Source organism: Oceanobacter kriegii DSM 6294, assembly GCF_000422845.1.
Classification (GTDB): Bacteria; Pseudomonadota; Gammaproteobacteria; order Pseudomonadales; family Oceanobacteraceae; genus Oceanobacter; species Oceanobacter kriegii.
On the sequence record NZ_KE383931.1, the window covers coordinates 1 to 22742 of the forward strand.

17 protein-coding genes are annotated in these 22742 nt (G+C 53.9%); 9 read left to right on the top strand and 8 right to left on the bottom strand.

Features of this window, described 5'->3' with window-relative positions:
• The first annotated feature begins 9 nt into the window (after positions 1–9).
• The 3 genes from G516_RS25280 (at position 10) to G516_RS0113340 (ending at position 1483) form a co-directional block, all read left to right on the top strand.
• Positions 10–93, top strand: coding sequence for a hypothetical protein (locus tag G516_RS25280; RefSeq protein ID WP_407635453.1), 84 nt, complete (start codon positions 10–12; stop codon positions 91–93).
• Between the two features lie 385 nt (positions 94–478).
• Positions 479–985 carry a hypothetical protein gene (locus tag G516_RS0113335; protein ID WP_211225123.1) on the top strand — a complete coding sequence of 169 codons (507 nt, stop codon included), beginning with the start codon at positions 479–481 and terminating at the stop codon, positions 983–985.
• A 99-nt stretch (positions 986–1084) separates the two neighbouring features.
• Positions 1085–1483, top strand: coding sequence for a ribosomal maturation YjgA family protein (locus tag G516_RS0113340; protein ID WP_028294067.1), 399 nt, complete (start codon positions 1085–1087; stop codon positions 1481–1483).
• Positions 1484–1489: 6 nt separating this feature from the next.
• Here G516_RS0113340 and G516_RS0113345 read toward each other — a convergent pair whose 3' ends face one another.
• Positions 1490–1711: a TA system antitoxin ParD family protein gene (locus G516_RS0113345; RefSeq protein WP_028294068.1), complete on the bottom strand. Its 222-nt coding sequence runs from the start codon at positions 1709–1711 to the stop codon at positions 1490–1492.
• Between the two features lie 153 nt (positions 1712–1864).
• On the opposite strand from G516_RS0113345, the gene G516_RS22500 reads away from it, so the two are divergent.
• Positions 1865–2608: a haloacid dehalogenase type II gene (locus G516_RS22500; protein ID WP_084645060.1), complete on the top strand. Its 744-nt coding sequence runs from the start codon at positions 1865–1867 to the stop codon at positions 2606–2608.
• Positions 2609–2972: 364 nt separating this feature from the next.
• On the opposite strand, the gene G516_RS25180 is transcribed toward G516_RS22500, so the two are convergent.
• Positions 2973–4079, bottom strand: a complete 1107-nt coding sequence (locus G516_RS25180; protein ID WP_028294069.1) for a CobW family GTP-binding protein — start codon at positions 4077–4079, stop codon at positions 2973–2975.
• Positions 4080–4597: 518 nt separating this feature from the next.
• On the opposite strand from G516_RS25180, the gene G516_RS0113365 reads away from it, so the two are divergent.
• A complete protein-coding gene (locus G516_RS0113365; protein WP_028294070.1) occupies positions 4598–6751 on the top strand; it encodes a hypothetical protein in 2154 nt (717 codons plus the stop codon).
• A 154-nt stretch (positions 6752–6905) separates the two neighbouring features.
• Here the strand turns inward: G516_RS0113365 and G516_RS0113370 are convergent, their stop codons facing one another.
• The 3 genes from G516_RS0113370 to G516_RS0113380 form a co-directional block, all read right to left on the bottom strand.
• Complete coding sequence (locus G516_RS0113370) at positions 6906–8408, bottom strand: DUF3360 family protein (RefSeq protein ID WP_051219421.1); 1503 nt, start codon at positions 8406–8408, stop codon at positions 6906–6908.
• Between the two features lie 392 nt (positions 8409–8800).
• Positions 8801–9274 carry a hypothetical protein gene (locus G516_RS22505; RefSeq protein ID WP_051219422.1) on the bottom strand — a complete coding sequence of 158 codons (474 nt, stop codon included), beginning with the start codon at positions 9272–9274 and terminating at the stop codon, positions 8801–8803.
• A 132-nt stretch (positions 9275–9406) separates the two neighbouring features.
• On the bottom strand, positions 9407–10417 hold the full coding sequence (locus tag G516_RS0113380; protein WP_028294072.1) for an adenosine deaminase: 1011 nt from the start codon (positions 10415–10417) through the stop codon (positions 9407–9409).
• Positions 10418–10688: 271 nt separating this feature from the next.
• Between G516_RS0113380 and G516_RS22510 the strand changes: the two genes are divergently transcribed.
• Complete coding sequence (locus G516_RS22510; RefSeq protein ID WP_051219423.1) at positions 10689–12443, top strand: sensor domain-containing diguanylate cyclase; 1755 nt, start codon at positions 10689–10691, stop codon at positions 12441–12443.
• A gap of 165 nt (positions 12444–12608) precedes the next feature.
• Here G516_RS22510 and G516_RS0113390 read toward each other — a convergent pair whose 3' ends face one another.
• Together G516_RS0113390 and G516_RS0113395 are read right to left on the bottom strand one after the other, a co-directional pair.
• The gene (locus G516_RS0113390) at positions 12609–13265 is read right to left on the bottom strand and encodes a CoA transferase subunit B (RefSeq protein ID WP_028294073.1); all 657 of its coding nucleotides are present in this window, start codon (positions 13263–13265) and stop codon (positions 12609–12611) included.
• Positions 13266–13308: 43 nt separating this feature from the next.
• The gene (locus tag G516_RS0113395) at positions 13309–14010 is read right to left on the bottom strand and encodes a CoA transferase subunit A (RefSeq protein ID WP_028294074.1); all 702 of its coding nucleotides are present in this window, start codon (positions 14008–14010) and stop codon (positions 13309–13311) included.
• A 366-nt stretch (positions 14011–14376) separates the two neighbouring features.
• On the opposite strand from G516_RS0113395, the gene G516_RS0113400 reads away from it, so the two are divergent.
• From G516_RS0113400 to G516_RS22515, 3 genes are all read left to right on the top strand, one after another.
• Positions 14377–15309, top strand: coding sequence for a substrate-binding domain-containing protein (locus tag G516_RS0113400; protein WP_028294075.1), 933 nt, complete (start codon positions 14377–14379; stop codon positions 15307–15309).
• A gap of 18 nt (positions 15310–15327) precedes the next feature.
• Positions 15328–17304, top strand: coding sequence for a methyl-accepting chemotaxis protein (locus G516_RS0113405; RefSeq protein ID WP_028294076.1), 1977 nt, complete (start codon positions 15328–15330; stop codon positions 17302–17304).
• Positions 17305–17496: 192 nt separating this feature from the next.
• Positions 17497–18852, top strand: coding sequence for a HAMP domain-containing protein (locus G516_RS22515; protein ID WP_036536621.1), 1356 nt, complete (start codon positions 17497–17499; stop codon positions 18850–18852).
• 175 nt (positions 18853–19027) lie between these two features.
• Here G516_RS22515 and putA read toward each other — a convergent pair whose 3' ends face one another.
• The gene (putA, locus tag G516_RS0113415) at positions 19028–22684 is read right to left on the bottom strand and encodes a bifunctional proline dehydrogenase/L-glutamate gamma-semialdehyde dehydrogenase PutA (RefSeq protein WP_028294077.1); all 3657 of its coding nucleotides are present in this window, start codon (positions 22682–22684) and stop codon (positions 19028–19030) included.
• Positions 22685–22742: the final 58 nt, after the last annotated feature.

Consider the following 22742-nt stretch of genomic DNA (forward strand, 5'->3'; position numbering starts at 1 on the left):
AAACAGTATATTGATCGCTTCTACAACAGAACTCGTCTGCACTCTGGCTTGGGATACATGAGTCCGTTAGAGTACGAGGCGATAAATGGATAACTGCAATGTGTCCGGAAAAGCGGGTGAGGATCACAGAACACAGGAAGCTAAGTTTGTTAAGTGGAAGCATCAGTGAAGATGAAATCATATGCACCGAAAGTGAAGTTCTAAGTGGTGAAAAGTACAAAAAAGTTAGTGGGTTCAAAAAGTATCCTGACCAGCCGCTATCAGAACACATTAAAACTACTCAGCGTGGCAAAAGTGGCCATATTAAGTAACTCACATAACAATACGTGCCAGCGGACAATTTATTCCACGGCTCAATTTTTTGTTGGCCGCTACGCTAGCACAAAACGCCACGCCAAAAATTGCGCATGCACTCGGCGCTAGCTCGTTACCGGATTCCACACATATGTTTTTAGACCTTAATGCCGTCGATTCTCAGATGAAGCTCGTATACGAGCTGGTCGAGGATCTAAAGAAAAATCCAGAACGCATCAGATTGGTTCAGGCGCTGACACTTGATTCAAATAGACCACGCTCGGGACTCAAAGGCTCGCATGGCCTTTTTGGTTCCCCGGAGTGGTGGGCAACTATCAAAAGTGAGTTTGAGAAAAACGATGACTTTTTGGCGAAGGTGAAACGTTTGATAAAAAAGCCGATAAAAACCAAAATCATATCTGGAGTCATAGATGAAACTTATTTTGCTGGTCAGGATGCACGCTGGGGAGATCAGGTAAATAGCTTTGTTTTAAAACTTGAGGACGGAACAACTGTTACTGAAAGTATTTACCCAAAACTCAAAAGCGACAGAAAATTATTTCGCCCTGGTGCAAGAGTGCTTATTGCATATGTTTTCGACGAAGGGAAGGCACGAAAAGCTGATGGTAGTGCTACATATTCAAAGACCGTTTTGGAGATGGCGGTTTCAACAAGGCCGATCACAACATGAGAAATTCGTTTCCATCACGGACCACCCCTTAGGTTAAGAGGGACTGGCTTCCGGTATGCCGCCTCCAGCCAGCCCTTCAACTCCAACGTTAATAACTCAATGTCAAAACGAATCCTTATCTACACCACCGCCTGCGTGATCACCATCGTTCTGGGGCTATCCACCCGCTCCCCTGCGCTGGATTTACCCCAGTTTTTCCATGTTTACGTGGGTGACTTTCTTTGGGCAGTGATGGTGTATTTTGGCGTTTGTCTGATTACCCCGAATTGGAAATTCCGCAGTCAGGTTGCAGCAGCCTTGCTATTTTCCTATGGGATTGAATTCTCGCAGTTTTACCACGCTGACTGGATCGACAGCATTCGCGCCACCACCATCGGCGGTCTGGTACTGGGGTTTGGCTTTCGTGTCAGCGATCTGGTGGCCTATACACTGGGAATCGGGGTTGGCACTCTGATTAATCGTTATGTGTTTTTAAGATTATTGCGGATCAAAAGGTAAGCCGGTCTAGCCAAAGTCATAAGACTCAAGCGTGGCCGCCTCTTTTTCCGCCCGAGCAATTGTCGCCTGCTTTACAAACTCGTAAGGCAAATCCGGATTATCTTCCATCATTTCGCCAATTTTGGCCCAATGCTCAATCTGTTTTGGTGCCGAACGATTAAGCGCCTTTCCCATAATGGTCGCTTTTTCAATCAACGCCTGATCCAGTCTTACACTGACTATTGCCAAGGTATTTTGCCTGCGTACATCAAGGTGAATAAACGGTAGCAATGCGCCACAATTGCAGCAATCCCAAACAGGTCACACACTCCCAGAACCAACCTAAAATAACAACTGTCTGACACAGCGAATCAGTAATACCTGAAGAATCAGGAGGTCTGTATGCCCCATCAATCTCACACCGTGCTGGCGTTTGATGTTTACGGCACACTCATTGATACCCGTGGTGTAACCAATCTGATGGCCCACGCCATTGGTGATCTCGCTCCGGCTTTGGCCGACAGCTGGCGACAGAAGCAGCTGGAATACAGCTTCCGTCGTGGTCTGATGCAAAACTATGCGCCGTTTTCTGTGGTCACCGAGCAAGCGTTGGAGTTTTGTATTCAGCAATTCAAGCTGGATGTTCCAGTCGACACACGTAGCGCTTGGCTCGATGCCTACAACAAGCTACCTGCCTTTGAAGATGCCCTGCCCGCACTGCGCCGACTGAGCGATTCCGATGCACGGTTATTTGCCTTCTCTAACGGCCAGCAGGCAGATGTAACCAAACTACTGGAGCAAGCCGAGCTACTGGATTTCTTCGAAGGGGTTGTCAGCGTCGATGACTTACGCTCGTTCAAACCCAACCCCGGCGTCTATGCCCATTTTATGCGTGAGGCGGGCAGTCAGGCGCAGCAGAGCTGGCTGATCTCGGGTAACCCGTTTGATGTGATCGGCGCCAAATCTGCGGGCATGCGAGGGGCATGGGTTAAACGCAACCCGGATGCGGTGTTTGACCCTTGGGGCATTGAGCCGGATTTGGTGATTAATAACCTGGATGAGCTGGCGCAGAAAAACGCGCTTGCGGTACAAGCCAAGCAGCTGGACGCGCCGCACCATCAACTGGGAGACAAGCGGTTGGTTTGATTGAGGTTTCCGGTGCGCAGTGCGCACCCTACATAACGGTTTGATTTGAACTGGTGGGAGGTAGCTTGCTGCCGATGTACTCAAAACATCGTGAGCAAGCTCACTCCCACAGCCTCCCTACGAGTCGCCAAATAATTTTCCAGAGGCCTTTCGACTGGCGGACTGTAGGTTGGATAAACGAGCGCAGCAAGTGCCATCCAACACACTGCGCCAGTGAGCACACCACGTCAGATGGCAGCCGCTTCGCGCCTTTATCTGACCTACAAATATTTTCCCGAACCATGCTCTGGGAATCTCACGACGGCTCATCAGGAAGCATGCTCACACATAGGATGTGAGCTTGCGCCCATCAAACTCGCTTGGCTTAGCCCTTCGTCAAGCACCCCAGCATGGCGGCTTCAATGGCTTGCCAATCCAGCTCTCGCGGACTGATGATTTCAATACGGCTGTCACGGCGGTAGGCGACTTTGTCGAAATCATATTCGTTGTTTACGCGGTTGTAGAACACCCAATCGCGGCCGATTCTGATCACGCCTTTGATGCGGCTGATGCCTTCAATATTGTTTAGAATTTCTTCCAGCGCCCAGTAATCGAAGCAGTCTTCGCGGTGGAATATCCAGCCGCAGCTGTGCAAGCCACTGCCGTTACCGGTTTTGCAAATGGGCTTGCCCGGTTCGGCGACGGCTTCCGGTTCCTGGCTATGAGAATGGTTGTGGGAATGGTGGTGACTGTTATGGCTATGAGAGTGATCGCAATGCTCATCACAGTGATGGTCATGTTTTTCGTGAGAATGCCCATGATGGTCGCCATGACTGTGATTGTGCGTGTGGGCTTGCGAAAATTGCGATTTCAGCTCGCCGTTACGCACCAGGTCCAGCAATTCCAGGCTGATATTACCGCGGGTAATGCGACCAATATGCTGTTTGGGCGGGAACATTCTGTTCAGGCTTTCTTCCACCACGTCTACCTGTGCCGGGTCGGCCAAATCACATTTATTGATCAGCACTACATCGGCCAGATTGAGCTGGTCGTGGAAAATCTCGCTGCCGACCACTTCTTCCAGCCCCAGTGAGCGCGGGTCAAGCAAACAGATGGTAGCGCGTAGGTCGAGCTTGTCCTTGAAAGCCGGCCCCATCAGGGTGTCGATGATGCCTTCAGGGTGACCTATGCCTGTTGGCTCAATAATCAAGCGATCCGGTTTGGCCTGTTCAATCAGGGCTTTTACGGTTTTGTGAAGCGATGGCCCTAGCTCACAGCAAATGCAGCCACCCGCCAGCTCTTTTACATGCAAACCGTCTTGGTCTGGCATCATTTCCTGATCGATACCGATCTGACCGAATTCATTCACCAGTACCGCCCAGCTTTCGCCGTCAGGCTTGTTTGCCAGCAACGAATTGATCGAGGTGGTTTTCCCTACACCCAGAAAGCCGGTGATGATATTGGTCGGGATGGCTGCTGCTTGTTCTCTCATAGTGGCTCTTTACTGGTTGCGAGATTGGCTGGCACTTCGGCCTGCGCCTGGGCTGAATGTTACAGTATGACAATTCAGTTCATGGCGAACGTAAAAGAGTTTTACAACAAGAGCGACGCCACAGGCCAAACCGAAAATCCTCAAAACCACCAACAAAGCTGATGCCTGTCTAACAAATTGAAAAATATCGCATTTTCAGTCGAAACCAGCGTTGTATTTGTTTATTTTTTTGGATCAATCAAAGCACCCACCTACCCACAAGCGAACACGACGAGAGCTTCTGCACTTCTGTCGAGCACCAGGTGTTTTCGTGCCTATGTTTATTTAACAGTCTTTTATTGAACCATTGTTAATCTTATTTTGATTACATTGAGTCACATATCAATTACACATATTGACTTAACGTTACGCAGGCGCATATTCCGCCGAAGGACTCGTATGAGCTCCGGGTTCCGTTTTTGAGCCGTTGTTTTCGGCGCCAAAGACGTACTGGAAATTTCAAACAAAAGGTGTGGAATATGTTGTCGTTTAATCCAGCCCGCTTGGGCTGTTTGATTGGCGTTTCAGCACTTGTTGCTGCTTGTGGCGGCGCGGGCAATGAAACTGCTTCGAATGAACAGGAATCAACCCAGGCGACTGTCGCCATGAACTACGATGTTGCAGCGCTGCTGAGCCAGAACATCGCGGGTAATGAAGCGTTGCGTACTGCAGCCGCCAATCAGATCCTGCGTGGTGAACTGAGCGCAACGGCTCTGTCTGGCAGCAACGCGGGCAATGTTGAAACCGTTACCTGGACCATCAACCTGGACGATGAAACTTTCGTCGCCAGCAGCAACCAGACGCTGGTGTTGTCTCCTGCCAACTACGATTTCGAATTGCTGATCACCGAAGGCAACCAGCAGTATGCCGGTTACAGCAATGAAACCATCATTGATGGCGAAAACACCCTTGAGATGACCATCAAGCCGATCATTGGTGACTTCCTGAGCGACGTAACCATCATCGACCGTCTGGCCTACTTCAAGTTTGCCTACTCTACCGACGAACTGGCTGTGGTTGCCGACCCGTCCATGGGTATTCAGGTAGATGGCGGCCTGGAACAGGTGTTCGGTATCAACCCGACCACCGGCCTGAGCGAGACCTTTGTAAACCTGCCAGCCGGCGAACACACCATCGAACTGGCCCTGTATGACGGCGCTACTCAGGTGGGTAAATCTCTCGATGCGCAGGAAGCCCAGACCGTAAACTACGGTACCGATCTGGCCATGGACATCGTGCCTCTGTACGGCGAAGTACAGTTTGAGCTGACGGAAAACGGTGGCGACGCCAACATTGCTGTGACGGTTCCAGCCGAAGTGATTGATGAAGTCGGCGGTGTAAACAACCTGACCGCCACTCTGGCATTGGTTGGCCCGAAAAACCCGCTGCAAGAAAGCGAGCTGTACCTTGTTCAACAGGGTGATGGCAGCTACCTGGCGGAATTCGTTCTGAACGACCTGCAATACGACGACGTTAATGTATCGGTTACCTTCACCGACACCACCACGTCCGACCAGATCGCCACCTGCAACAACAGCTGGACCCTGAACAACCTGAGCCAGACCTTCAACTGCGATATCACCCTGATTCGTCGTGCGGTTGTTAGCGGCAACATTCTGGCTGTTGTCGGCATCAATGTTGAGAACGCAGCTGGCGCGCCTGTCAGCGGTGCCGTCATCACCAACGCAGCCGAAGACGTACTGGCAGTAACCAACAGTGGCACTTACGGCACCCAAGGCTACGCCAAGGTTTACCTGACGGCTGGTGAATACACTCTGACCGCTACTGATGAAGCCACTGGCGATCTGAAAACCGTTACTTTCACCGTTAACCCGCTGGACGTTGAAAACCTGACTCTGGTTCTGGAAACGCCACCACCAGTTGAGTTCTCATACGCCTTCAACAGCGGCAACTGGAGCTTTTTCGACGGCGCGGCTTACAACGTCACCGAGACCCAATTCAACATCTTCGAGAGCTCTGTTGGTGGTGGCAAGCGCGCTGAAATCACCGTACAGGCTGACGGTCAGATTACTTTCGACTGGAGCTGTAACATCACGGTTGCCGGTGACTACGGTTCACGCTGCTACTACCTGCTGGACGGCGTAAACACCACCCTGAGCGACACGGTTGGTTCCGCCAATGGCACCGTGACCATCGATGTAACCGCTGGTCAGGTACTGGGCCTGGGTAACTGGGGCGGTACTCAGTACTCTCGCCTGAGCGCCAGCTTCTCCAACATCGCCTTCGCGGAAGTTGAGCCGTTCTCCTACGCCTTTGACGGCGGCAACTGGACCTTCGCAGACAACGCCAGCTACACCGCGTCTGGCAGCTCTTTCTCTGTGTACGAAAGCGCCAATGGTGGCGGTCGTCGTGCAGAGCTGACGGTACCTGCGGACGTTCAGCTGACCTTCAACTGGACTTGTTCTATCACGGTTGCCGGCGACTACGGTTCCAAGTGCTACATCAATGTTGATGGCGTACAAACCGTACTGAGCAGCGCAGTGGGTACCGTGACCGGCTCCGAGAGCATTGCGCTGTCTGCTGGCCAGGTTGTTGGCCTGGGCAACTGGGGTGGTACTCAGTACTCTCGCCTGACCGTAGCGTTCGACAGCGTGACCTTCAGCCCGCTGTAATAGCGACTGAACAGACCCGCATGGAGCTGTCTGTATAAAGCTCTATGTATAAAGCTGTCTGCAAAAAACAAAGACCCCGGCATATGCCGGGGTCTTTGTTTTCAAGATCTCTGTTTTCAAGGTGCTTATTTTCAGGGGCTTTGTTCTCAGGGGATTACCCGGCAAGCGTCCGGAACGACTCCATCAATGCCGGAATGCCCGGAAACATGCCAATCATCGCCATCACGGTACACAGCACCACAAACGTGATGCCAGGAATAATCCAGCGACCGGTATGACCCAACTCCTTGCCCCGCTCTTTGCAGCCAATCAGGCCCAAATTGTCGAGCACCATGGTCAACGACCAACCAAATACCGGGTTCACCAACGCCGACGAGAAAATCACAATCGCAGCGGATTGAGTGGTTTTGCCTTCCCGGGTCATCTGCATGCCCGCTTCCAGCAATGGCAGGAACACGCCAACAATCAACGCCACGCTCAGTACCGGCTGCCAAATCGCCAGATCCATTGGGTAACCCCAAATAGCCGCCACTACGCACAGTAAACCGGTCAAAATAGCACCCGCTGGAATCGGACGCTTGGCAATTGCCGCCGGCACAATATATGTCCCCCAGGAAGACGACAGGTTACCGCCGCCCAGCAAGCTGCCTACCGCCTGACGAGCGGAGGTCGACAGCATGGTGTCGTCGATGTTCATCAGCACCTTGTCGGTCTTTTTCGGGTAGCTCAACTCCTGAAACACCCGGTGACCCAGAAAGTCCGGTGACCACATGGCTACTGCCAGCACCGCAAACGGCGCTACCGCAATAAAATGCTCCAACCCCGGCAAACCCAGTTGCCAACCGGTGTTTTCACCCCACCAATAGGTCGGATCAAGGTTCGGAATGCCCGGCTCGGTTTTGAACTCAAATGGCGCACCCAAGGCCAGTGCTACCACAGCGGCAAACACAGAACCCAGTGGAATAGCCAGCCAGCGCATCTGAATGTGCTCCAGCCAGGCGTACATAATGATGGTGCCGATGATCACCACGAAGGCTATGTAGGCCATGTCGAAACTCTCCGCCCAGGCAAACAGCTTTGCCACCTGCCCGGTGACGCCGATAAAGCCCAGATACAAGAGCAGGCCGCCACAAACACCCTTGCTGGTGAGCTTGGCCAACAGGCTGCCGCCTTTGGTGATCCCCAAAATAAAACCGAACACACCAATCATTAAGCCCAGTGCCATCGGGTGTCCGCCCGAAGCCACAATCAATGGAATCAAGGGAATCAGCGGACCATGAGTACCGGCCAAGTTGCTGGTTGGGTTCAGAAAGCCGGAAACCAACACCACGAACAGAATCGCGGCGATCAGCATTTCAAAACGGGCGTTTTCAATCACAAACTCGGGCGACAAGCCCAGTGGCATGGCAAACGCTCCCACCACAGCTGCCACCATAACGATTTTGCCAATGGTCGCTGCCATGGCGGGCACCCAGTCTTCGATTTCGAAACGATAATCCCGAAACGGCAAGTTCGGACGCCAGCGTTTGGGGTCCATTACCTGAAGTTCGTGTTCCAGATATTCCGAGCGCGTTGCGAATTCAGAACGCGGCTTTCGGTTTCTGTTGTAAGCGCTTTCGGAAGAGGTTTGATATGAGGTTTTATTATTATCTTTCATAATCACACTGATCTATTTGAAGTCATTGCGATTATGAGTGTGTGAAACGGGCCAACAATCAGACCTTAGGCACATTATGATACAAAGGTCTATTGCTCAGAAAACAACCAAGTGGTTCCGGCACGACGCTTAACCACCAGCCGAAAAACAGAAAAACGTAGGTTGGATAAACGAGCGCAGCGAGTGCCATCCAACACATCAGCGGCCCGAATCAGACCTATATTTTCACGAGCCACACAGCAGTATTCGGTGCGCGGTGCGGCACCCTACACGAGGAATTGTAGGAGGTAGCTTGCTGCCGAACAGCAGCAAAACACAGGCTGGATAAACGAGCGCAGTGAGTGCCATCCAACACATCAGCAGCCCGCATCAGACCTATGTTTCCATCAATATTAACTGGTTTTCGTGTCGCAAGGCGCTTCGCACGCTCGGCAGGCGGTACGGCGGGCTTTGTGTTTCTTGGGAAAGTCTTCGCCGTCGCCGTATTCAATAAATTTGTCGTAATGCTCGTGCACTCGCAGGGCGTCTTTGTCTTCGTGCTTGGGGTGTTTGATGGGACACCAATACCATTCGGTACGTCCGGCAATTTCCGCCGCGTAGGCAAAGACGCCGTTGGCGTAATCGCAATACAGACAATTAATTTTCTGGAAAGCATTCAGGTATTGCAGCTTGCCACGATCAAATGCCAGGTAATTACTGCGTTTAACCTGTGGTATGCGGTAAGCGGGGAAACAGATTTTCTGATACAGGCTGACGCAAATATCGACAACCACCACGGGCAAGATCAAACCGTATATGGCCGGTGCGGTGATGGTAATCAGCAGGAAGTGGATGGGGTCTTTTCGTACCCGGGTAAGTAGCGCCATGGTGCCTGTTCCTTTTCTGGCCCGGTTAAATTCCGGTGAGCCAGGTCAGGTTACCACAAGCAAAACGAGAAACCGCCAGCTACCCGGTAGCTGGCGGTGGTGCTGCTCTTTGTGCCTTAAAGGCAGCCGCTATCAGGCAGCGGCGAAAGCATCCAGTTTGGCCAGCAAAGCTGCTTTGGCTTCATCACTCAGGAAGCTGGCCTTGAAGCCGTTGGCCGAGAGTTTCAGGGCTTGTTCTTTGTTCATGCCCAGCTCGTCTGCCAGTGACTCAAAGTTCTCGTTCATAAAGCCGCCGAAGTACGTCGGGTCATCGGAGTTAACCGTTACGCAGAGGCCTTTGTCGAGCATCTCCAACAGGTTGTGGTCGGCCATTGTGTCGAACACGCACAAACGCACGTTAGACAGCGGGCACACCGTCAGTGGAATCTGCTCTTTCACCAAGCGCTCAACCAGTACGTCGTCTTCAACACAGCGTACTCCGTGGTCAACACGGTCGACGTGCAGCAGATCCAGTGCGCCCCAGATGTAGGATGGCGGCCCCTCTTCACCCGCATGGGCAATCAACTTGTAGCCCAGCGATTTGGCCTTGGCGTACAAACGCTCGAATTTTTCCGGCGGGTTGCCCACTTCCGAGCTGGCCAGACCAATCCCGACGAAATCGTCACGGAAAGGCTCCACGCTGTCGAGCATGGCCAGTGCTTCGTCTTCGCTCAGGTGGCGCAACATGCTGAGAATCATCAGAGCCGACTGGCCGTTCTGTTCCCTGGCTTCGGCAATGGCCTTGCGGAAGCCCGCCAGCACGGTTTCAACCGCAACGCCATAAGGCAGGTAGGTTTGCGGCTCGACCATGATTTCGGTGTGAATGATGTTTTGTTCGTGGCACTTGTCGAGGTAGTCCTTCATAAGGAAATAGAAGTCTTCCTCGTCTCGCAGTACCGAAGCGCCCAGATAGTACAAATCCAGGAAGCTTTGCAGGTCTTCGAAGTTATAGGCCTGTTCTACCGACTCCACGCTGTCGTAAGGAATATCAACGCCGTTTTTCGCTGCCAACTGCAACAAACGGGAAGCCTGCAAGCTACCGTCAATGTGCAGGTGAAGTTCGGCTTTGGGCATGGCGCGTAGCCATTGTTTGAAATCGTTCATGAGGACCTGTGGAGTGAAATACGTCTTACAAGATTAGTCCACCTGGCCAAAAATCCGAATCGACCAAGCGGTCAGCTATTGTCTCGCAGTCCGCCGGCCGGTGCCAGTCCGCAACAGGCTGTTTTGCCTTTTGGAAGGTGTGTTGGAAGACCATTACCCGCTACAAAGTTGATCAACCGGTCAATTACAAAAAGAATCACGCAGACGCCTGACTTTTACTGACGCTTTGTTAGGATTTGGCCATCCAAAGGGAATGGTTGCAGGAGCCACCATGAGTGCAGTAAACGCCATCAAACGCACGCTGTGGCTGTTTGGCCTGCTGCTGTTTGTTATTCCCTCCAGCCTTGCATCGCCCGGTAGCCCGGAAACTGCCACCAAGGGCACGGTCAACAACACGTCGTCCTCAAGGCAGGTACTGCTCGACCGTTCACTGTGGCACCCGGTACAAAATTCTACGCTCAACACCTGGCTCAATGGCAAGATTGCATCACCTGTCGCTCAGCCAGCAGTGAACTCCCTGATCGGCCGCTCTGGCCAGTTCGTGGCCAAAATTGCCACCGGCCCCAACCCGTCTGATTTTCCGTACGTGGTGGTAAACAGCAACTTTGTCGATACCGGTCGTGCATTTTGGCAAGCCGACGGCCAAGCGCCGCAGCCCATTGCAGACTTTTCGGTTTCCAGTCCGCTAACTGCGCCATTTCTTGCCCACGCCCATACCTTCCGGGTAGACCCGGGCCTGCCGCAAGCCGGTACCTTGTGGGTTGTGATCGATGCCGAACACTACACCACACCGGTTACCGTCAGCGTTTACAGCGCCGAGAGCTATTTTCGCCACCAGCAATGGGTCAACTTCACCACGCTTGGGGCAGTATTTACGTTACTCACGATGGCGATTCTGGCAATGGTGGTGTTCTGGAGAACCTGTCAGCCGGTGACTTTCTGGTACGCCGGTTATGTGGGGCTGCATTCGGTCGGTTGGGCCATGTCCGCTGGGCTGATTAATGCGCTTGGGCCATGGCAGGTAAATACCGGCTACGGCGGCATGTACCTGTTCCCGGCGGCGATCGCTTGCGCCGCCATGTTTACCGCCGGGCTGTTCAGTCTGAAAAAGCACAATCCAAGGCTTCACCGCGTCATGACGGCGGTTGCGGTGGTAGGTGCTGTTAGCAGCCCGTTGTTGCTGGTTCTGCCATTTACCCCAGTGTTCTACTTTGCCCATCTGATGGCGTCGATTTGGGTCGGGTGCAGCCTGGCAGTGGCGCTGGCCAACCTGCGCCGCTACGGTGTTCGGGCCTGGTATTACTTTATAGGCAACCTGCTCTACAGTGCTTCACTGGTTTACTACATGGCCTCTCACGCACTGCCAGAAGCCGGTTTCTATTACCCTGAAATGACGGTTCTGATCGCACTCTCGTTGGATTGCCTTTGTATTTTGCTGGCTCTGGCCGAGTGGCTGCGCGCCAAGCAACTGGAGCTGGGAACCGTTACCCGCCAGGCACATATCGACCGTTTGACCGGTGCGGGCAATCGTTTTGCTCTGGACGAACACATGGCGAAACTCGACCGTCGCTATCTGATTGTGTTTATCGATTTTGATGGCATGAAAGGCATTAACGATCAGCTCGGCCACAGTGAAGGCGACCGTTTTCTGATCGAAGCCGTCAAAGAGCTGCACCAGCATTTACCCAACGATGGCCAGTTATTCCGTGTTGGCGGTGATGAATTTGTCTGGTTAAGAAGCCGTGTAAGGGCCGATAACACCGAGCTGGAGCAGCAAATTAATCATTGCATTACCGATATCGAAGCACGCCTGCAACGTCAGTGGCCCATGGCGGGCATCAGCTATGGCCTTGGCTACGGCGTGAGCAGCAGTGACAAGCACCAAAGCATGGCCGAAGCCGACCGACGCATGTACGAACACAAAACGTCCAAGCAATCGATACAGGTGCGCCGTGAAGAAGATGGCCACGGTGGCGGCAGTATTCCCCCTAACCTGCCGAAATCGCCACGTTTGGGCTTGTATTAGGGTCTTTTAATAGAAAGCAGGAATAGAAAACAGGAATAAAAAGCCAGAAACAAAAAAACCGATGCCACCTTCCTGATGACACCGGTTTTCTTGTGTCGCTGAACCAGCGACGGTTTTCACGCTCCACGGGTGCTGTGGCGCTCTGCCTTAACGGCAGGTATTCGATCAGAATGTCATTTCCGGTACGTGGTCTGGCACGATCAGTTTACCGGCTGTTTTTTCGGCAATTTCTTCAACCGACACGCCCGGCGCACGTTCTTTCAGGTGGAATGCACCGTCTTCAATTTCAAGCCACGCCAGGTCGGTCAAAACCTTCTTGATGCAGCCCTTGCCGGTCAGTGGCAGTGAGCAATCGGCCAGCAGTTTGGATTCGCCGTGCTTGGAAGCGTGGGTCATGGTCACAATGATGTTGTCGGCACCGGCCACCAGGTCCATTGCCCCACCCATGCCTTTCACCAACTTGCCGGGGATCATCCAGCTGGCAATGTTGCCGTTCACATCCACCTCAAACGCGCCCAGTACCGTCAAATCGACATGACCACCACGGATCATGGCAAAGGAATCTGCGGAGTTAAAAATGGACGCACCCGGTACCGCCGTCACGGTTTGCTTACCGGCGTTAATCATATCGGCGTCGAGTTCGTCTTCGGTTGGAAAGCGGCCCATGCCCAGCAGCCCGTTCTCGGATTGCAGCATCACTTCCATGCCTTCCGGCACGTAGTTGGCCACCAGCGTTGGAATACCAATGCCCAGGTTTACGTAAAAGCCATCCTCAAGTTCGCGGGCAACGCGTTGTGCCATTTGTTCACGAGTAAGTGCCATGTTCATTCCCCTCTAGTCGTTGGAAGCTGTCTCAGCGTTGAAATCAGGATTCAGTGACGGTGCGTTTTTCGATGCGCTTTTCAAAGCTGCCAACGATCAAACGGTTCACATAAATCCCCGGGGTGTGAATCTGGCTAGGTTCCAACTCCCCGACTTCGACCAGCTCTTCCACTTCGACCACGGTGATCTTGCCCGCCGTTGCCGCCATTGGGTTGAAGTTCTGGGCGGTGTGACGGTACATCACGTTGCCATAACGGTCGGCTTTCCAGCCTTTGACGATGGCAAAGTCGCCAACAATGGATTCTTCCAACAAGTATTCGCGGCCATTGAACTCACGCACTTCCTTGCCTTCGCCCACCGGCGTGCCAACACCAGTAGCAGTAAAGAAAGCAGGAATGCCCGCGCCACCAGCGCGCATTTTTTCTGCCAGCGTGCCTTGTGGTGTCAGTTCTACTTCCAGCTCGCCGTTCAGCAGTTGCTGTTCAAACATGGCGTTTTCGCCCACATAGGACGAAATCATTTTTTTAACCTGTTTGTCTTCCAGCAACACGCCGAGGCCAAAGCCATCGACACCGCAGTTGTTGGACACAATGGTCAGGTCGCGGGTGCCCTTACGCTTGATCTCACCGATCAGGTTTTCCGGGATACCACACAAACCAAATCCGCCGGCAATGACGGTCATGCCATCCTGCAAGCCTTCCATTGCTTCTTCATAACTGCCTACGACTTTATCGAAACCTGCCATTGTCGTTGTCTCCGTAGATTGTTTGGTTTAACCGCTACAGCAGCAGTAAAGCAGCCAGACACCGAGGCTGCTATATGCTCAAAGTATGAGCAGCTGACGATTGAATAATTCCAGTCTGCCGACTCGGCTTTGATTCGTTAATTTAATTATTTAAAGCTATTTTTTTGTTTTTCTTATGAGTTGTCACACCAAGGATTCGCAAATCGACCGTTCAGTACTTACGGAAGCGGCCGATACTTAAACCTGAGTACAGGACATTCCAAGCACCTTTACTGAATGTACAAAGCAGCAAAGTGGGCAAACTGGCCAAACCCCGGTCATTGCCTATGCTGAATGCAGAAAAACAGAAAAATCGGAGTATTCCCTATGCGAGCTTTTCGGCCTGTAGCCCGCGTGATCGCCACCTGCGCCCTGTTCGGATTGATGAACCAAGCCCATTCCGGGGTCATCGCTGCCACCATGCCGCGCTTTGAAGACAACTTTCTCACGGTACTGAGAATGGCGATTGAAGAATCTGCCGGTTATCGGGGGCACGACACCTACGTCGCCGATGGCGACGGCAACAAGGAACGTCAGCTCAGCCAGATTCGTGAGTTTGTTGACGCCAAGGTCGACGCCATCATCATCGCGCCGGTCAGTGGCGACCCGGAATACAACCGGGGCATCGTCGAAACCGTTATCAGCGCCAACATCCCGTTGGTTTACGTCAACACAGATCCCTCCATCAGCAACTACCCCAGCAACATGGTGTACGTCGGCTCCAACGAAGTGGAATCCGGCACCATGCAAACCGAAGAGCTGGCCAAGTTGGCGAACTACAAAGCCAACATCGCTCTGTTAAAAGGTGCCGAGGACAACCCTGCCGCCCAAATTCGAACCCAGGACGTGCGTGACGTCATCAAGCAATACCCGAATATGAAAATCACCGTGGAAGGCACCGCCAACTGGCAGCGTTCGGAAGCCATGGCACTGGTGACCAAGTGGCTCGACGAAGGCCAGACCTTCGACATGATCGTTGCCAACAACGATGAAATGGCGCTGGGCGCCATTCTGGCCTTGCAGAAAAAAGGCCTCGATCCGAAGAAATTTTTGATTGGCGGTATCGACGCCACCCATGACGCCCTCGAAGCCATGGACAAACAACTGCTCGACGTCACTGTGTTGCAAGACGGCCAGCGTCAGGCCGAAAAAGCCGTAATTGCCGCCAACAACCTGATTCGCGGTCGCGAAGTGGATGAGAAAGTCTGGGTGCCTTTCAAACTGGTGACCCAGGACAATTATCAGGATTTCCTCAACTAAGCGGATCGGAGAACAGACATGACCCTGGTACAAAAGATCACCGCCGGATTCGCTGCCATGTTGCTGGCCATGCTGGTATTAGCCGCTTCCAACTACGCGTCGCTGACCGGTATCTCCCAACAAATGGAAGCCATCGTCGACGAAAGCGTGCCGCTGAGCCAGGCCGCCGCCAGTGCAGAAACCGCCCTGATGGAAGCCAAAATCGCCTTGATTGAAGCCAACTGGTCGCACACCCCGGAAGCCCTGCAAGCCAGCCGCGACACCTTTTCAACCGCCATCAACAACCTCAATCTGGCCATTGGCAGCGTGCCTGCCAGCCTGTTGCAGAACAACAGCGAGGTGGCCGCCAGTGTCGAAGAAATTCGCCAGCTAGCCGACAAAATGCGTGTCAGCGGTGAAGAAATTCTTAAGCACTACAGCGAAAAGGTTGTTGCCGACGAACAGGTTTCCAACGGCATTTATCAAATGACCAAACTCAGCCGCCAGCTGGAAAAGTACCTGCTGAAATACCGCGACTACTACAAACCCAGCCTGCGTATGGTGATCAACTCACTGGGCCGCGACGTCAACAAGGCCATCGCTGCCTTCAGTGGCCATGTCGCCAACCCCGATATGCTGATTTTGAACGAATCCCTGAAAGGCCTTGGCCCGGTAATCACGGAGTCTTACCAGGCGGTTGTGGCCGAAAATGACAGCATCGGCAAAGTATTCAGCTTTATGGTGCCCAAACTGGTGATGCACATGGACGCCCCGGAAGGTTTGCGTGCGGCTTACCAGCGTCAGCACGACCTTGAAACCGCCATCATGGGTGAGCAGCAGTACGTCACGGAACTGACGGAATCGTCGGTACAAGCGGTGATGCAATTCAACGCGCTGACCAAAGTGATGCTGGACGAGGCCCGTGAATCCAGCGCTGCGGCGGTGTCATCCGGCATCTCCATGCTGCTGGGATTAGGCCTGGTTGCTGTGCTGGTAGCGGTGATCATTGGCTCGATGATTTCCCGCAGCATTCGCAATGCCATCGGCCAGTTCCGTCACAATCTGGTTGAGATGTCGAAAGGCAATCTGCAAGTCAGCTTTGATGCCAACGGCAAGGACGAATTTGCCGATCTGGGCGGTTATTTGAATACGCTGAACCAGTCGCTGCGCGACACCTTCAGCAAGTTGTCGGCCGCCGCCGACCAGCTCAACAACACCTCTGGCGTTAATGCCGATACCGCAACAACATCGCGCAGCATTGCCGACAAGCAAAAAGCGCTGGTGGTGCAAACCGCCACCGCCATGACCCAAATGGAATCGTCGGTGAAAGAAGTCGCCGATCGCTCGCAAGAAACCATGCAGGCCACTGGCAACGTCAGCAGCATGATGAAAGACGCCAAGTCGGCCATTGAACGTGCCATTTCCAACGTTCGTACCCAGGCAGCCCAGGTGCGTCAGGCTTCGGGCACCACCAACGAGCTGGACGAATACGGCAACCAGATCGACAGCATCATTGAAACCATTCACAACATTGCCGAGCAAACCAACCTGCTGGCCTTGAACGCGGCCATTGAGGCCGCACGCGCTGGCGAACAGGGTCGTGGCTTTGCGGTTGTTGCCGACGAAGTACGTTCACTGGCCAGCCGTACCAAACAAAGCACCGTCGAAATCCAGCAAACCATCGAACTGATGCAAAAACTGATCACCGCCGTGGTCTCGGTGATGGCAGAGTCCACCCAGCTCAGCGAAGAAAGCATTCAGGTAGCCGGTGAAGCTGAACAGGGCCTTAATGGCATCGACCTGTCGATTACCCAAATTTCCGAAATGAACACCCAGATTGCCAGCGCTACGGAAGAACAAAGCGCCACCGCGCGCGAGATCAGCTCGGCTCTGGAAGCCATCAGCAACCATTCGGAAGAAAACCTGCAAGGCGCTCAGCGCACCGCCAGCATCGGTAATGATTTGATGGGCATGGCCAAAACCCAGCGCGATTTGGTAAGCCGCTACCGGGTGTAACCAGACAGCCATTTGAGTGATGGGTGCAAGCGCCCATCCTATTACTCTCACCGCACCACAAACTCATAGGATGGGCACTCGTGCCCATCCACCCTCCTCTTTTCGACCAACACGCATTAATTTCAAATAATCGTGTAAGAAATCGTCGCCATCGCCGACCACAAGGAGACCTAACCCAAAAGAGTCTCTGACATGGATTTCTTCAATAGCCTGCTTACCCGCTTTATTCTGGCCGCCAGCCTGCTGCTGGCCCTGGTGGTGTCACTGAGTCTGACGTATCAAGGCTCGTTGGCGTTGCAAAACGCGCTGTCCGATTGGCACAACCAAACCGAACAACTGACCATGGAGTTGGTGAAAATCAACGCCCTGGCCGATAAGTACAAACAAAACGCCCCTCGCGACTACGAGAGTTACAACCGCGATCTGGTGATTTTCAACGAACAATTCCAGCAAGCCATCAACACCCTGGGTCAGCGCATCGAAGCCATGGACCGCCATGCCGAAAGCGCGGCGGGTAATCCAATCTGGTGGCTGTTGAATGGCGACGCCTTCGACACCCTCGCCAATACCACCCAGCCCGCCATGTCGACCGGATGGAGTCAGTTCAACAGCCGCCTGCATGAGCTGATTGGCGACCCTGAAGAGCCCCGTCTGGAATGGGCTGCCGAGTATGTCATTGAAAGCGGTCCAACCATGTTGGCCGACGCCCAAATGCTGGGCAGCGAACTGGTGCAACTGGAAGCCAGCGTTGATAACCAACTGTCGCAGTTGAATGCCCTGCTGCTATGCGCCGTGGTGGGCTACATCGTCGCGGGATTTGTGGCCTTTCTGATGTGGGTGATCCGACCGGTAATCAAAACCGCCAAAGCCTGTGAGGCAGTGGCCGCAGGCAACTATGGCCATGCCGTTGATATTCAGGGCAGCGGCGAAACCCGTCATTTGCAGCAGTCATTCAATGAGCTGAGCTGGTCGGCGGGCTTGATGCTGGATCTGGTGCGCGACCTCAGCCGCAGTGGCAACCTCGGCCGCAAGCTGGAAGGCATCTTGAATTCGGGCCAAAAGCCTTTGGGCATTCGTTGGGTCGGCCTGATGCAGCTGGGCCAGCAGGATGCCGAGCTGATTGACTGTGCACCAAGCCATGTTCACAAAGCCTGGCGTCATCCACGGGTGTCGTTGCACAAGTCATTCGGACGCCGTTTGAAAGCCACCCAAGGCGACCAGTGGCTCAACATTGATGATTTATCTGGACTGGCGTTGAACCACCACGACGAGCGCTTTCTGCGCGAAATGCATAAACACGCCCACACCAATTTCATTACCGGATTTGGCTTTTCAGGAAGCGACGGCCAGGCTTTCTTGCTGCTGTTTGCCAGTGATGGCGTTGCCTTCAAGCCGCACCAGAAAGAGCTGCTGAAAAACCTCTCCGGCTTGATGGCCAGTTCGTTGCTGGAAGCGATTGATGTGTCAGCCGAAAACCAGAATATGCCTAAGAACCAGGTCATGACCGAGAACCAGAACACAGGCAAGCCAGAGTGGCTGGTCTCGTAAAACAGACACAAAAAAGCCCGCACGAAGCGGGCAAAGAATTGAACCAAAAGACCGCCAACCCAAAGCTCAATCTCTCTGGGGTGGTGGGGTCCCTGCTGTAATCGCCACACTCAGGCCATTACAACAAGGTCAGTCAGCGGCCACCGCGTCGAGTGGCTGCTGACTGTGTTGCTGATTACTCAGCAGAGGCGATCAGGCTGGCGTTACCACCGGCCGCCGTTGTATCGATACAGATGTGACGCTCCAGCACATAACGGTGGCTGTTGCTGTCATCGTTGATCAGCGGCAGCAAAGCACCATCACGAGCAGCCAGCGCTTTACGGTAATCCACCATAAAGCTGCCCTGACCTGCGCAAACCACAGCGGCAAAACCGTTTACAGCGGTCAGCGTTTCGGCGCCAACCTGGCCATCAATAGCAACGATCGGCCATTCGTGACCACGCAGCAGGTTCACGGCGTTTTCAGCACCCGGCGCTACCACAACCACCTGGTTACCACACGCCAGGGCGTAAGCGGCCTGTTTCATGGCGCGGTCCAGTGTTGGGCCAACTACCAGAATCACACCACGGGCGTGAACAGACAGACGGTTCAGTTCACCGGTTGGTCCTGGCAGTTCAGCAGGCTCATGGCCCTTCACATCAACCTTGATGTTCAGCGCGGCAAAGCTGTCGTTCACTTGCTGAACCAGAGATTCCTGCAAGTCTTTCGCTGGCGCGAAGCTCAGGCCCGCTGCTTTGGTCAGGGCCGCTTCCAGTTTGCTGGCAGCAACCACTTCACCGGTCAGCTCGGCGCTTTCCAGCGCACGGTTTGGCTTGATGAACTGTTCAACGTAGTGCGGACCACCGGCTTTCGGGCCAGTACCGGACAAACCTTCACCGCCGAATGGCTGGGAGCCAACGATGGCGCCAATCTGGTTACGGTTAACGTAGGCGTTGCCCACCTTGATGCGCTTGGTGACGAATTCCACACGGGAATCCATACGGGTGTGCAGACCAAAGGTCAGACCAAAACCACGGTTATTGATGTCGTTAACCACCTGCTCAACCTGGTCACCCTTGAAGGTCGCCACGTGCAGCACTGGGCCAAAGATTTCTTCAGGCATGTCGTTGATGCCGCCAACCTTAACAACTGCAGGACCAACGAACAGACCGTCTTTTGGTACGTCCATGCGCTTCAGCAGACCGCCTTTGGCAGCGAAGCCATCAACGTAAGCAGCGATTTTGGAGCGTGCGGCTTCGTCAATCACAGGACCCACGTCAGTGGTCAGCTCCCATGGGTTGCCCAGCTCCAGCTCGTCCATCGCGCCGTACAGCATGTTCAGCAGGTTGTCGGCGATGTCTTCCTGTACGTACAGCACACGCAGAGCAGAACAACGCTGACCCGCACTCTGGAAAGAAGACGCCAACACATCACGCACAACCTGTTCTGGCAGCGCGGTGGAATCCACGATCATGGCGTTCAGACCACCGGTTTCGGCGATCAGAGGCGCTTCGGCGTTCATTGCCGCAGACATGGCCTTGTTGATGGTTTGTGCCGTAGCGGTAGAACCGGTGAAGCACACACCCTGAATACGGCTGTCGGAAGTCAGCGGCGCACCTACGTCCTTACCGGAACCTGGCAGCAGCTGAATCACGTCGGCAGGGATGCCGGCTTCCAGCATCATTTCAACGGCACGAGCAGCAATCAACGGAGTCTGGTCGGCAGGCTTGGCCAGTACCGAGTTACCAGCGGCAATAGCAGCCAGAATCTGACCGGTGAAAATCGCCAGCGGGAAGTTCCATGGGGAGATACAAGTGATCACACCGCGACCTTCCGCTGCACCGCCAGCGGCCTTGGCTTTGGCGTCCAGCTGTTGAACCTGATCGGCGTAGTAACGGGCAAAATCGACCGCTTCACGCACTTCACCCACCGCGTCCAGCAGGGTTTTACCCGCTTCGCGCTGAGTCAGAGCAAACAGCTCAATGGCGTTTTCTTCGTACAGGTCAGCCAGTTTGTTCAGTGCTGCAGCACGAACTTCAACAGGTACTTTGGACCAGGCTTCAGCGCCGCTAACGGCGTTGCTAATGGCCACTTCGATGTCAGCAGGGGTTGAGTTGGTCACTTCACCCACAATGTCGGCTGGATTGGCAGGGTTCAGTACCTGAGTTTTGGCACCACCTTCTACCTGACCCGCAATCATCGGCGCGGCTTTCCACTGAGTGGCCTTGAAGGCATCACGCTGTTGCAGCATGTCGCCTACTTCCACCACGTCAGTCACGTCCCAACCCTTGGCGTTTTTACGGTTTTCACCAAACAGGTGCTCGGAACGACGGATCATGCCACTTGGCTTTGGCTCACCAAACACATCGGAAATTTCAAACGGATCGCGGGCGATCATTTCCGGGGTAATACGGGTATCAACAATCTGGTTTACGAAGGAGCTGTTGGCACCGTTTTCCAACAAACGACGCACCAGATACGCCAGCAGGTCGCGGTGTTCGCCAACCGGAGCGTAAATACGGCAGCGTGTGCCTTCGTTGCTCAGCACTTCATCGTGCAGGGCTTCACCCATGCCGTGCAGACGCTGGAACTCGAACTTGGTCTTGTCCACGCCCTTGGCCATGTTCAGTACAGATGCCACGGAGTGAGCGTTGTGAGTAGCGAACTGAGGGTAAATGTGATCGGTCATGCCCAGCAGTTTTTCGGCACAGCACAGGTAGGACACATCGGAGTGTGCCTTACGGGTGTACACCGGGAAGCCATCCAGACCCAGAGTCTGGGCGCGCTTGATTTCGGCATCCCAGTAAGCACCTTTCACCAGACGCACCATGATGCGACGGTTCAGACGCTTGGCCTGGGCGTACAGGAATTCAATCACGTGTGGTGCACGCTGACCAAACGCCTGAACAACGATACCAAAGCCGTCCCAACCCGCCAGTTCAGGGTCTTCCAGCACAGCCACAATCACATCCAGAGACAAGTCCAGACGGTCGGCTTCTTCAGCATCAATGTTAAAGCCCATGTTGGCTTTCTTGGCCTGACGAGCCAGCTCACGGGTACGCTCAACCAGTTCCTGCATCACGCGCTCGCGCTTGGCGAATTCGTAACGTGGGTGCAGTGCCGACAGCTTCACAGAAATACCCGGGTTTTCGGCCATGGTTTTGTGAGTACACAACGGAGCCAATGCAGCGATCGCTTCGCTGTAGGCGCGGTGGTATTCCAGCGCGTGCTCGTCAGTACGGGCGGCTTCGCCCAGCATGTCGTAAGAATAGGTGTAGCCGCGGGATTCCAGCTTACGCGCACGATCGGTGGCGTTCTTGATGTTGCTGCCCAGTACAAACTGACGACCCAGTTCTTTCATCGCCTGGCCAACGGCCACACGGATCACCGGCTCACCCAGACGTTTTACCAGACCACGCAAGGTGGAACGTACGCCTTCGGCAGTGGTTGGTGCGATCATTTTACCGGTGAGCATCAGTGCCCAGGTAGAAGAGTTCACCAAACCGGATTTGGATTGACCCAGGTGCTCGCTCCACTGACCCGGAGCTACCTTGTCTTCGATCAGAGCGTCGATGGTGTAGGAATCGGGTACTCGCAGCAGAGCTTCGGCCAGACACATCAGGGCAACACCCTCACGTGTGGTCAGGCCATATTCAGCCAGGAAGTTTTCCATCATGGTTGGTCGGCTACCGGCACGAACCTTACGAACCAGTTCGGCAGCAGCGGTGGAAATGGCCTGGCGCTGACCTTGGTTAAGACGGCTATTCGCTACCAGTTCACGCAGCGCAGTGGCTTCGTCTTTCAGGTAGCGGTCGCGGATGTTGCGACGGATGTCTTGAATTGTAGTTGTCATGGTACAGCCCTCTGTTACGCAAAACGTTGCCGGACATGGTACTCATTTGTGAAAGTCG